9 protein-coding genes and 2 pseudogenes are annotated in these 12,169 nt (G+C 33.2%); 6 read left to right on the plus strand and 5 right to left on the minus strand.

Features of this window, described 5'->3' with window-relative positions; genetic code table 11:
* Positions 1-3 precede the first annotated feature (3 nt).
* Both MKY00_RS08960 and MKY00_RS08965 read right to left on the minus strand, forming a co-directional pair.
* A pseudogene (locus MKY00_RS08960) lies at positions 4-364 on the minus strand (hypothetical protein).
* Positions 365-367: 3 nt separating this feature from the next.
* Positions 368-670 (minus strand): annotated as a pseudogene (locus MKY00_RS08965) (dienelactone hydrolase family protein); the annotation flags it as partial.
* Between the two features lie 182 nt (positions 671-852).
* Between MKY00_RS08965 and MKY00_RS08970 the strand changes: the two are divergent.
* The 4 genes from MKY00_RS08970 (at position 853) to MKY00_RS08985 (ending at position 7,576) form a co-directional block, all read left to right on the plus strand.
* A complete protein-coding gene (locus MKY00_RS08970; RefSeq protein WP_175574679.1) occupies positions 853-4,137 on the plus strand; it encodes an isopeptide-forming domain-containing fimbrial protein in 3,285 nt (1,094 codons plus the stop codon).
* A 47-nt stretch (positions 4,138-4,184) separates the two neighbouring features.
* Complete coding sequence (locus MKY00_RS08975) at positions 4,185-5,834, plus strand: SpaH/EbpB family LPXTG-anchored major pilin (protein ID WP_016717089.1); 1,650 nt, start codon at positions 4,185-4,187, stop codon at positions 5,832-5,834.
* Positions 5,835-5,924: 90 nt separating this feature from the next.
* On the plus strand, positions 5,925-6,725 hold the full coding sequence (locus MKY00_RS08980; protein ID WP_000827797.1) for a class C sortase: 801 nt from the start codon (positions 5,925-5,927) through the stop codon (positions 6,723-6,725).
* 26 nt (positions 6,726-6,751) lie between these two features.
* Positions 6,752-7,576: a class C sortase gene (locus MKY00_RS08985; protein ID WP_033677747.1), complete on the plus strand. Its 825-nt coding sequence runs from the start codon at positions 6,752-6,754 to the stop codon at positions 7,574-7,576.
* 61 nt (positions 7,577-7,637) lie between these two features.
* Here the strand turns inward: MKY00_RS08985 and MKY00_RS08990 are convergent, their stop codons facing one another.
* Together MKY00_RS08990 and MKY00_RS08995 are read right to left on the minus strand one after the other, a co-directional pair.
* The gene (locus MKY00_RS08990; protein ID WP_001025740.1) at positions 7,638-7,817 is read right to left on the minus strand and encodes an H-type small acid-soluble spore protein; all 180 of its coding nucleotides are present in this window, start codon (positions 7,815-7,817) and stop codon (positions 7,638-7,640) included.
* A 66-nt stretch (positions 7,818-7,883) separates the two neighbouring features.
* Complete coding sequence (locus MKY00_RS08995) at positions 7,884-9,095, minus strand: helix-turn-helix domain-containing protein (protein ID WP_016717090.1); 1,212 nt, start codon at positions 9,093-9,095, stop codon at positions 7,884-7,886.
* A 118-nt stretch (positions 9,096-9,213) separates the two neighbouring features.
* Here MKY00_RS08995 and MKY00_RS09000 point away from each other — a divergent pair, with 118 nt between their 5' ends.
* Both MKY00_RS09000 and MKY00_RS09005 read left to right on the plus strand, forming a co-directional pair.
* Positions 9,214-10,482, plus strand: a complete 1,269-nt coding sequence (locus MKY00_RS09000; RefSeq protein ID WP_000390441.1) for an MFS transporter — start codon at positions 9,214-9,216, stop codon at positions 10,480-10,482.
* A gap of 126 nt (positions 10,483-10,608) precedes the next feature.
* Complete coding sequence (locus MKY00_RS09005; protein WP_000736432.1) at positions 10,609-11,133, plus strand: DUF4398 domain-containing protein; 525 nt, start codon at positions 10,609-10,611, stop codon at positions 11,131-11,133.
* Between the two features lie 40 nt (positions 11,134-11,173).
* Here the strand turns inward: MKY00_RS09005 and MKY00_RS09010 are convergent, their stop codons facing one another.
* Positions 11,174-12,067, minus strand: coding sequence for a LysR family transcriptional regulator (locus MKY00_RS09010; RefSeq protein ID WP_001050630.1), 894 nt, complete (start codon positions 12,065-12,067; stop codon positions 11,174-11,176).
* Positions 12,068-12,169 lie beyond the last annotated feature (102 nt).

The raw sequence follows: 12,169 nt of genomic DNA on the forward strand, positions 1-12,169 counted from the left end.
CAGTCACATCCCCGAAAGAAGTAAAAAAAAACAGCCCAAATAAAAAACTAATAAAGGAAAGAAAACCGATACATATGGAGAATACACGGTTGTTTCTCCATTCGCGCCAGAAAGCGATAAAGCCTAATATGCAAAGGAAAAACCAAATGGGCAGGAATAGTAACTCGCTAATTTTCTCAGGGAGTAACGCATAAAAAGATGTTAAATATAAAATCCAATTTGTAAAAAATAAATTGTAAACGATAATAGATTGTAAGTAGGGGCGTTTGGAAAACGCTCCTTTTTTTACGGTTACTAGAATAATAGTTAGCACTGAGAAAAAAGCAATGAATATGAAAATAAGTAAGAGTAATGTAAGTGTCATGTACATCTCCTTTATAAGAGTGTTTTTTACAAGAAATGTATTTATTACATTGTATGCTTGTTTTTCAGGGAATACAAGTAAGGTAGCACATGATGGTTTCATATGAATATAGTCACGTATACGGGAACTATAGCATCCGATAATAAAATCTATTTTCGGATTGTTACTACATAGCCATGAGATGGTAGCACCAACACTAAAGCCGATAAGTCCAATATGTGTGTAAAGACTAGACAGATGAGTAATGAATGTTTCAATTTGCTTTTTTCCATCTTCAAATCTAATATGATTCATAAAAAAAATGTAAAAATAAAAAAATGGTAAAATTAACTGAAAAATAAAAATAGTAAAACGGCTATGAAAATCTAACTGTTATGCTAAAATAGTACTATAAAACAAATATATTTCTAATTAAATGTCAGGAGGTGGAGGCGTTGAGTAACAATAGGGTAAAGAATAGAAAAATAATAAAAGTCATTGTAGTATGGATGAGTATATTTTTAATACTATCTCAGTTACATTTTTTTAGTCCACCAGAGAATGTAAAAGCAGAAATTACTGAGGATGAAGGTTTTAACGAACCGACTTATCAATCCATTCATAAAGGTGATATGTATTCTACTGGGAATGTGAATTTAGGTATTAAAGCCACTGAAGCTCAAAAGAAAACAGCATTATATTCGGATATTAACTATACTTATGGAACAACACCGAATGGTTATATACGTGAACTAATTGATGTTGATGATGATCCAACAACTACAAATTCATCTAAGGCATACATTCCTGTTCCGGAAGATGCTGAAATTGAATGGGCAGGATTATACTGGAGTTCTACACGTTACGAATTAACGCAACAACAGTATTTAGCACCAGTTAAGTTTACTACTCCGGCAGGAATGAGTTTTCCAGTAACACCAAGTCATACGTATTACGGAAGTGGATTGCTGTATGGTTTTGGGATTAATGGTACGTATTATTCTAATTATGCGGAAGTTACCGACCTTTTGAAATCATCGAATGCAAAAGGTGGAAGCTATACTGTAGCAAATATTCCATATCCAAATACAGGCGATGCATATGCTAGTGGGAAATATTCTTTTGCTGGTTGGTATATGCTAGTAATCACGAAAGATAAGTCAAAAACAAGAAAAGCATTTACTGTGTATGATGGTGGATTGAAAAGAGCCAGTGGTTCTGGAGAAAAAGAATTCACAGTGAAAAACTTTATCGCTTCAAAAGCTGGGGATTTAGATCCGAAAGTATCTGTTTTTGCTGTTCAAGGTGATAGGTATTGGCAAGGTGATAAACTTTTTGTTCATACAGATAATAAGTGGAAGGAAATAACGGATAAGTTGAATCCAACGGGGAATATATTCAATTCCACTATTTCTGAATATGAAGAACATATGCGAGATAAGTATCCTGGTACATTTAATCCTGATTATAAAAATAATTTAGGGATTGATGCAGATTTAATAAAGCTACCAGCGGGATATATAAAACCGGAGCAAAAGGAAGTACGTTTAAAAGCTGCGACATCTGGTGATGACTACGTATTAAACACTTTAGCCTTTGCGGTGAATGCAACAGCGCCAGAACTTGATATTGAGAAAACAGTCGTTAATGTGAAAGAAAAATACGAATCAGGTGAAGAAGTTACATATCGATTAAAAGTCAAAAATATTGAGCCGAATTCAAGTGCAGTTGATACAAAGATTGAAGATGTTCTAGATCGTCGTTTAAAGTTTATACCTGGATCGGTGAAAATCATTTCTGGTCCGAATGCGGGTGATCAAACTGATCAGGCGCTAGATGATCAAGTTGATTATGATGAGAAGACGAGAAAGTTAACGATTAGAATTGGTGAAGGAGCAAATGCTTCACAAGGCGGAATTTATACTGATAAAACACCTGAAACAATCGTTGAATTTAAGGCGAAATTAAGAGGGAGAAAAATAGAAAGTGAAATTCCGAATACTGCTATTGTTCGAGGATTAGATGAGCTGACAGGAAGTAAAGTTGAAGATAATGCTTCTAATAAAGTAGTAGTAAAAGTAAAGCCTAATCTTGATGTGAAACAAGGTAAACTTGAGGCTGAAAAATTAGCTAAAAATGTAAATGGTGAAACTCTTAATGTAGGAGATAAACTGGAGTACACGATAAAAGCTAAAAATAGTGTAACCGATTCTATATTAAAAGCTGTCACTGTAACGGATCCACTACCTGAAGGGGTAGAGTATGTTCCGGATACATTGAAGATAGATGGAAAGAAACAAACAGACGCGGAAGATGATGATCGTGCACATATAAAAGATGGAATTATATATGCAAATATTGGTGACCTTAATGGGGATGAAGAACGAGCAATTTCATTTGAAGTCGTTGTGAAACCTGAAATGGCAAATAAGAAAATTAAAAATAGTGCAGTAGTAGAATCTATTAGTGTACCAGAACAAGAGAAACCAGAAGTCGAAACATCAGTTAACCCGTTGTACGGACAACTAGATGCGAAGAAAGAAGTAACGGGGGGAGTAGACGGAAAAGTACATGTAGGCGATGAGCTTGAGTATAAAATTAAACTTCGGAATAAAGTTGAAAATGGACTTATAAAAGATGTTCGCATTGTCGATAAGCTTCCTAACGGAGTGGAGTATATAGCAGGTAGTATGAAAATGAATGGGAATTCGTTAACTGATGCGATAGATGAAGATGCGGGATCGTATGAGGATTATACAGTTAAATTTAATGTCGGTGATGTATTTGATACAGAAGAACGAATTGTAACTTTCAAGGTGAAAGTTACAAAGGAATCGCTGAAAACGAAAGAAATAGAAAATATAGCGATTGTGGAAGGAAAAACACCTGATGGCAAAGAACTGCCACCAGAAAAACCAAACGTAAAAACGAAAGTGGAAGCGAAGGAACCAAAGGTTATAAAAACAGTTTCTGATGCAGATGAAAAAGAAGTAGAAAAGGCAACGTTACAAAGTGAGAATGAAGAGTTTACATGGCATGTAAACTATAATTTTGGAAATGATGTAGCATACTTGGAGAAAATCGTATTACAAGATGATTTAGAAGATATTTTACAAGTTGAACAAGTAAGACTTGTAAATGCAAATGGTGAAGAGATACAAGTTATACCTGAAATCGATGAGCAGTCGAAAAAGGTGAAAATTGAATTACCAAAGCAAGATGGAAGTTATGAGTATCTAGTTGATCAAGCGTATACGATGCACATTAAATCAAAGTTGAATGTAGATAAAGGTGTGGAAGTATTAGAATCATATACTGCAAAAGGTGGTATACGAAATACTGCGGAGTTACTATTTGATCAAAAGCAAACTGTGTCAAATGAAGCCTTTATTCTACCACCGTCTTTCGGGAAGATTGAGATTGAAAAAGTAGATGCGAACAATGAAAATCTCAAATTAGAAGGCGCAGTATTTCAAGTAATTGATAAAGATGGAAAAATAGTATCTGAATTAACAACGGATAAAAATGGTGTAGCTATTTCAAATCCATTGTTAGTTGGAAAATATACGTTAAAAGAAGTACAAGCACCAGTAGGATATATGCTTTTGAAAGAGCCAATTGAAATTCATGTGACTAGCGATGTATCCGCCCCAAAAATAAAAATAGTAAATCATAAAAATGAGTGGATTATCCCTGAAACAGGTGGCATAGGAACAATTGTCTTTTATGTAATTGGTGGAACATTGATGTTCATTACATCTTTCTTCTTTAGAAAAAGAAAGATTATGAAATAGATTAGTAGTTTGCAACAAAGATAGATACAATAGGGGAGTGACGAATAATGAAAAGGATTTTTAGCTTATTATTAATATGTGTATTAGCTGTTTCAACATTAATGAATATGACGGTTAGTGCTGAATCAAGAAGTACAGGTACTTTAACGATTCATAAGTATGAGAAGGATAAAGATGCAAAGCCTGGTGTAGAGGGCAATGGGAAAGAAGGACAAAGTGTTCCAGATGGAGCAAAACCTTTAAAGGATGTAACATTTGAAATTAAACGCATTGCATCATTTGAAAAAAGTTCTGATGGGAAAGAAATTATGAAAGAACTTACAGATAGTCCGATTACAAAAGTAACAGATGATAAAGGAGAAGCGGTTTTTTCAAATCTTCCTTTAGGACGTTATGAAGTAAAAGCGATTAAAGCTCCAGATCGTATTGAGTTGGATAAGACTAAGTTTATAGTTGATATTCCAATGACGAGCGCAGATGGTAAAGATTTAAATTACGATGTTCACATTTACCCAAAGAATGAAACGAAACGCGGTTCAGTAGAGTTAATAAAAAAAGGTGAGGGAGGCCGTGTATTAGAAGGTGCGGAATTCCATTTATTTAAGAAAAATGAAGATGGAACACACACACAAGTAAAAACACCTCATCCATTAGTATCAGGAACAGATGGTAAGATTCATGTGGAGTCATTAGAGTATGGAGACTATTATTTTATTGAGGAGAAGGCTCCAAAAGGTTATATAACAAGTAAACAAGAGTATCCTTTTTCTATTAGAGAGAAAGATATACCAGTTAAATTAGAAAAAGATGTAGTAAACTTTAAAGAACCTACAATTGAAAAAACGATTAATGATGATTCTAAAAATGCGGGAATAAATCGTGAAACAGAGTATACGTATGATATTAAAACATTGCTTCCTGAGGATATTCAAACGTATAAAAATTACGTCGTAACAGATGTTTTAGATGATCGTCTAGAGATCGTTGGGACTCCAGTAGTAACGATTGATGGTAAAAAGGTTGCTGATAGTACTGTAAATGTGATTGTAGCTGGACAAAAGGTTATTGCTTCGATAGAAGATTTTTCGAAAGTAACAGGTAAAGAATTACACTTACAGATTACTGCAAAAATTAGAAGTAATGTTGAATCTGGAGTGAAAATTCCAAACAAAGCAGTACTTGATTTTGTAAATAAAGATGATGTTACATCAGAAAAAGATGGAAAGCCATCTAATGAAGTTATTGTTACACCAACAATGGGAACGATTAAAATTGAAAAAGTTGATGGTAAGGATAAGTCTCTGAAATTAGAAGGTGCAAGATTCGAATTACGAGATAAAAAGGGAAATGTTGTAACAGTAAACAAAAAGAAAATGGATGATATCACCGATGCAAATGGTATTATTACATGGAATGAAATCCCGTACGGTGAATATCAAATTGTTGAAACGGTAGCACCAAAGTATAAAGGTAAAGATGGTGCGGTAGAACAATATCAAAAATTAAGAGATCCGATTGATATTAAAATAGATAAAGATAAAAATGTAATTGATTTGCAAGTTGAGAATAATAAGAGTGGATGGATTATTCCAGCAACAGGTGGCATGGGAACAATTCTCTTTACGGTAGTTGGTCTGTTATTAATGGTGACAGCAGCGTTTATTTTCTTTAGAAAGAAACCGGTAAAGAATTCTTAATTCATATTTTATAATAATTGAGTTTGGAAAAGAGGAAAGGTAAAATGCTTTCCTCTTTTCCGTATTTTATCCGAAGTGAAAGAGGATGTTATGAAACGAAATATTATCTTTGGAAGTATTTTTTTACTAGGATTAAGTATATTTCTCTATCCAACTGTGAGCAATTGGTTTGCAACAAGAACACATTATTCAGAAGTAAGTACCTATGACGAAGCAGTAAAGAAGTTGGAGAAAGAAGAGATTGATCGTAAAGAAACGGAAGCACGAGAGTATAATAAGAAGGTCCAAAATACGACGCAAACATTTTCGGACCCGTTTCATGAAAAGAGTGATGAGGAAAAAAGTTCATATGTAGATATGTTAAATATAGGGGATGTTATGGGGTATGTAGAAATCCCTAAAATTAATGTGAATCTTCCAATTTATCAAGGGACGACGGAAGAAGTGCTAAGTCGTGGAGTTGGACAACTGAATGAATCTTCACTACCAGTAGGGGGAGAAAATACGCATACAGTTTTAACTGGGCATCGCGGTTTGCCTTCAGCACTAATGTTTACTCATTTAGATAAAGTCGAACAGAATGATATATTTTATATACATTCATTAGATAAAATACTTGCTTATAAGGTAGATCAAATAAAAGTTGTATTACCAAATGAAACGGAAGACTTATTAGTTGTACAAGGACAAGATTACGCAACATTAATTACGTGTACCCCGTATGGAGTGAACACGCACAGGTTACTAGTGAGAGGACACCGTGTTCCATATGATGCTGGTGAAAAAGAAAAGATTACAAAGTCTTTCATTTTAGAAGATTGGATGATCGTTTTTCCTATTGGTATTATTTGCATCGTCCTTCTAATAATCTATTTAAAAAAACGAAAATAGTATGTATTGTATTGTGTGGTGAGTGTGTGAGAAGGGGATTTATAAGCGTATCATTGTTTCTTACAGGATTATCACTATTTATATATCCAATGATCGCTAATTATATAAACAATTATGTGTATAAGACAGAAGTGATACGTTATGAAAAAATGGTTGATGATTTAAAAATAGAAGATGTAAATGAGAAGTTTCGAAAGATGGAAACATATAATAAATCGTTAGGGAAAACTACTTTCAAAATGAGTGACCCATTTGTACAGGATGATGAAATAAGTACGGACCTGTTACATTTTATAAACAAAGATGAAATATTTGGCACAATTTCTATTCCGAAAATAAATGAGGAGTTGCCAATTTACTTAGGAGCAAGTCAAGAAAACTTAAGTAAAGGAGTAGGGCAAATTGAAGGGACTTCTTTACCTATTGGTGGGAAAGATACACATGCTGTATTGGCAGGACATCGTGGATATCACGGGGCAACGATGTTTCGTCATCTTGATCAGTTAAGTGATGGAGATGTATTCTATGTAAAGGTATTTGGAAAGCAGCACGTGTATAAAATAATTGGACGTGAAATCATTAATCCAAATCAAGTGGATAAATTAAATGTAGTAAAAGGAAAAGACAAAGTTACACTGCTTACATGTGAACCATATACATCAAGTAAATATCGTTTGTTAGTATATGGGGAGCGAGTAGAAAGTGAGCAAAAGGAAATGGAACGTCTGAAAAAGAGTGTAGTCGAAGTTAAAAGTTATGAAACAAGAGACATAATTGTAAAACTAGCTTGTGGAATAGTAGGTTTCATTGTAATTTGTATTGGTTTGTATGGATTACTAAGGAGAAAATAAGAATGATGATACTTAAATAGAACAAAGAAAAATGCCACTTCAAAAAATGAAGTGGCATTTCTTATATTTCCTCTAAGCTATTAACTGGAACTGTTAATTCGCGTCCTGGGTTTTTTACTTCATATATGCGGGCGGTTTCATTGCTCTCGTCGACGTGTTGAATCATAACAGGCATGCCTTGAAAACTAACATTCGCTTGCTCTGCTGACACAGAAAGCTCTTTTGCACGTTGAATATTCATTTATATTCCTCCCATCATTATTATCTTTGCTAAAAAGGAGGAATAATATACCATTTCGAGACATTCTTAAAGTTTTTGTATTATTTGTAATGTTTCTTTAATAAATGAAGAGAAGATCGAATCAGGATAGCTATCTATTGTTTGAACGGCTTCTTTTGCCTCTTTTAAGGCAGATTTTTTATCTTGAAGTTCTATATAGCAAAGGGCGCGATAAGATCCAGCTGTTAATAACCACGATTGATCAAGTGGATGAGTCATATAATCTGGTATGGTAGCGTGTTTTAATGTTTTCAAAGCTTCCTTATAACGTTTTAAACCATACAAAGATTTTCCTTTTTCAAGATAATACAGCCCATCGTCTTGGAAAATTGGATCATTTTTTAGTTTTTCTCGAAATTGTTCTAGATGTTCTAATGCGATTGTATATTCATTAGTAATTGTATTGTAGTAATAAGCTTTTAATATATCTATATTTGCAGCGGATAAAGTATCTTCTGTAAAAATGGCAAATTGCTCAGATTTTTTTATGTAATATAAATATCGTTCTTTATCAGCTACAATGATTTTTTGATAAGATAAAATACGGTAAAATTCATCTGTTTTATAATACACTTGATGTTTTTTTGAAAATGCAAGTGCATCTAAAATGACTTTTTCACATTTTTCATAATTGCCATATGCGAGTAAAATAATTGCTTCTTTTAAATATAATTGTATATGTGTAATAAGATCCATTTCTAAATTCTTCGTTTTATATTCATCGCGAATTCTGGCGATCAATTGTAAACATTCTTTATATTTTTTACGTTTGAAGAGCATATAGTAAAACAGTAGTTTCGTTTCAGTACTTTCGCGATACAAAGTATATTTTTCAAATATAGAAACAGCTGTTTCAACGTAATATTCAATATTATAATCGTTCATAATAGCCGCTCCAGTTATGAACTGTTTATATAAACGTGCTGTATTTAAAGTTGGAGGTAAATCTGTTTGAACGATAGGTAGTAAAGTTTTGTATACTTCATCGCCATTTGCCTTTATTAGTGGCTCCATTTTTTGAATAAGTTCTACAACTTCTCCTTCATCTTCTTCTAATAAAAAGCTCGGTTCACATTCAAGTTTTTCTGCAATATATTGTAATGTTTTCATAGAAGGTGTAGCTTTTCCATTTTCAATTTGACTAAGCATACTTTTTGTCAGTTCTGAACCTGCTAGTTCAGTTTGTGTAAGTTTTTTTTCTTTACGTAATGCTTTAATTTTTTCGCCGAGAGTTGCCATAGTGTAGCTCCTTTATAATTAAAAAGTTAAATACAATTAAACTTTTTGTTGTAATAATGGGAAAGGTGATTATATAATAAGTTTAACACAATTTAACTTTCAAAGGGAGAGTGTCATAATGGAAGATGTAAGTATAGGACAACATGATTCAAGAATGAAGATTGCAACGAGAAATATTATTTTAATGATGATTGGAAAAATGACGTCTTTATTAGGAGCAGGTATTTATACGTTTGCAATGGGATTATACGTATTAAAGACAACTGGTTCAGGAATGGGATTTGCAACTACGCTCGTTTGCGGATCACTTCCAAGGATGATCTGTGGCCCAATTGCAGGTGCTGTAGCTGACCGCATCAATCGAAGATGGCTTGTCATTGGTACTGATTTATTGAGTAGCTTAACGATGCTTATTATGTTTATTCTTGCTACTATATTTGGACCATCACTTCTTTTTATTTATGTTTCAGCAGCATTATTATCAATTTGTGCAAGTTTTTATTCTGTAGCATTAACTTCGTCTATTCCGAGTTTAGTAGACGAAGGACGTATTCAAAAAGCGAGTGCTTTAAATCAAACGGCGGCTTCTTTATCAAATATTTTAGGGCCGATTATTGGCGGAGTCGTATTTGGTTTCTTTTCAATTCAGTCGTTCTTTTTGTTAAATAGTATTACGTTCTTTTTAGCAGTTATTTTGCAATTATTTATCGTATTTGATTTATATAAAAAAGAAGTGGCTGAGAGTAAAGAGCATTTCTTGACGAGTATAAAAGAAGGTTTTTCATATGTAAAACGACAACATGAAATATATGGTTTAATGAAAATAGCATTGTGGGTAAACTTTTTTGCGTGTGGGCTAACCGTTGCACTGCCATACATTATCGTCCATACATTGCATTTATCTTCAAAGCAACTCGGTACTGTAGAGGGAATGTTAGCAGTCGGGATGCTAATGGGTGCGATTGCTTTATCTGTGCGTAAAGAAGTAAATAATCCGTTTCGTTCTATTTATATTGGATTGTTTTTATTTGCGGGTTTAAGTTTATGTACAGTCTTTCCGTTGTTAGTTATTATTCCAAAAGTAGCGAGTTTTATTTACTATATCGCTTTTATGATGTTAACGGGTATAGCAATTATGGTTGTCAATATTCCGATGCAAGTACATATGCAAAAAACGACAGATCCGAACTACTTAGGGCGTGTATTTGGCCTACTTGAAACAATTGCGACTGCAATCGCACCGCTCGGTATGATTGTATATGGATTATTATTAGATATGTTACCAACTAGCATTGTTATGATGACAATAGGCGGAGGTTTATTGTTAGTTGTATTAGTTGGAGTAAGGCAACATATGGCGAAAAAGCAAGTGGATGTGTCGGCTTAAAAATAATAAAATAATAAAAATTTGACTTATTATTATAAAAATGACCGAATCAGTATTTTAGTTTTTGAAACTCTTTTTCATGTATGTTAAAGTAAAGTGAGCAGGCAAAGAAAAGGAGACAACAGCATGAAAAAATTAAGTTTTGTTATGCTTTTTCTGTTAGTCGTAATGGCTGGATGTAGTAATTATGACACATATATTGAAACAGGTATGCAATCATTGAAAGATGAAAAATATAGTGATGCAACAATGTGGTTTGAAAAAGCAGAAAAAGAGAAATCGGGAAATGAAGCGAAATCATATAAAGAAATGGCCGAGAAAATGGATCACGGAGCGACAGCATTAAAAGACGGTAAGTATTTAGAAGCGAAAGACATTGCAAATGAAGTGTTACAAATGAAAAAAGACGATGCACTTGAAACAGCTGTAACATCAAATGCGGAGAATATGCTTCAAAAAGCAAAAGATGTAGAAAAGAAAGTAAATGAAAGAGTAGCAAAACGGAGAAAAGTAGAAGAAGAAGGAATTGATAAACTCATTAAAGCTGTAGATAGTATAGATGATGTGAAAGAAAAAGAGAAAAAAGTTTCAGAAGCATTAGATAAGGCTGAAGAGGCGCAAGCAAAAATTGAAGCGAAGAAAAATAAATAGAGTTATAGCTTAAAAGGCTGTCGTGTAAAACGACAGTCTTTTAATTTTTTGTTGCATAAGAAGTGATGTTATGTAGTAAAAAAGAAATAATTTTAGAATTCCATCTGTCCTCATGATGAATCGTATAAATATTACGTTGAAATTCAAATTCAGGGATGGGTATATAGCATAGTTCATTTCGTTGTACTTCTTGTTCAATAGCAAGTTTAGAAATAAAGGCAACCCCATTACCGTATTTTAAAATTTGTTTCATCGTTTCTAATGAATCTAATTCAATTTCGGATTGGAATGTAATGTTATGAGCTAACATCCATTTTGTAAGTAAATCTCTCGTTGTAGATGGATTACGATGCAATATTATACGTTCTTTTTCAATATCTTGTAGTGATACATTTTCTTTTTTTGAAAAATGATGTTCTTTGGAGAAAGCAAGAACAAGTGTATCAGGCATTACATTCGTCTGTTTTAAAGATGATTCATCAAACGGTGCTGCTGAAATTACACCGAGATCAATTTCATGATTTTGTAGCATCGTTCGAATTTCAGGAGCTGTTTTTACCATGAGTGTTATTTTTATATTTGGAAATTCACATTGAAATTGATGAACAATTTCTGGTAAAAGATATGTCGCTGGTACATAACTAGCGCCAATTGTTATAGCTCCTTTATGAAAATCTTTAAACTCTTGCGTGACTCGCCTAGCTTCTTTCATAAGCGCATCTATTTTACAAGCATAATGATGCAATGCCTCGCCAGCCTCTGTTAAGAAATATCTTCCAGAACGTAATTCAAATAAAGGTACACCGAGTTCCTCTTCTAAGCTTTTTATATGGAATGTAATAGTAGGTTGTTTAACACCAAGCTGTTCTGCAACAATCGTGAGCTTTTTGTATTTCTTAATAAGCACTACAATTTCTAATTTTAAGAGATTCATGGCAAGTTGCCCCTTTTTCTTCTAACTATAGAAAAAATCTATAGAAATAAATAGTTTATTAGAAGTTTTTTAATTTAATCTTTACAGTACATTAACATTCAG

It is taken from the genome of Bacillus sp. FSL R9-9834 (assembly GCF_038006905.1).
In the GTDB taxonomy this organism is placed as follows: domain Bacteria; phylum Bacillota; class Bacilli; order Bacillales; family Bacillaceae_G; genus Bacillus_A; species Bacillus_A pacificus.

Excerpts from the sequence above, each read along its gene's own strand:
- MKY00_RS09005 (WP_000736432.1), top strand. The coding sequence starts at position 10,609 with ATGAAAAAATTAAGTTTTGTTATGCTTTTTCTGTTAGTCGTAATGGCT.
- MKY00_RS08990 (WP_001025740.1), bottom strand. The coding sequence starts at position 7,817 with ATGAATATTCAACGTGCAAAAGAGCTTTCTGTGTCAGCAGAGCAAGCG.
- MKY00_RS09010 (WP_001050630.1), bottom strand. The coding sequence starts at position 12,067 with ATGAATCTCTTAAAATTAGAAATTGTAGTGCTTATTAAGAAATACAAA.
- MKY00_RS08980 (WP_000827797.1), top strand. The coding sequence starts at position 5,925 with ATGAAACGAAATATTATCTTTGGAAGTATTTTTTTACTAGGATTAAGT.
- MKY00_RS08975 (WP_016717089.1), top strand. The coding sequence starts at position 4,185 with ATGAAAAGGATTTTTAGCTTATTATTAATATGTGTATTAGCTGTTTCA.
- MKY00_RS08970 (WP_175574679.1), top strand. The coding sequence starts at position 853 with ATGAGTATATTTTTAATACTATCTCAGTTACATTTTTTTAGTCCACCA.
- MKY00_RS09000 (WP_000390441.1), top strand. The coding sequence starts at position 9,214 with ATGGAAGATGTAAGTATAGGACAACATGATTCAAGAATGAAGATTGCA.
- MKY00_RS08995 (WP_016717090.1), bottom strand. The coding sequence starts at position 9,095 with ATGGCAACTCTCGGCGAAAAAATTAAAGCATTACGTAAAGAAAAAAAA.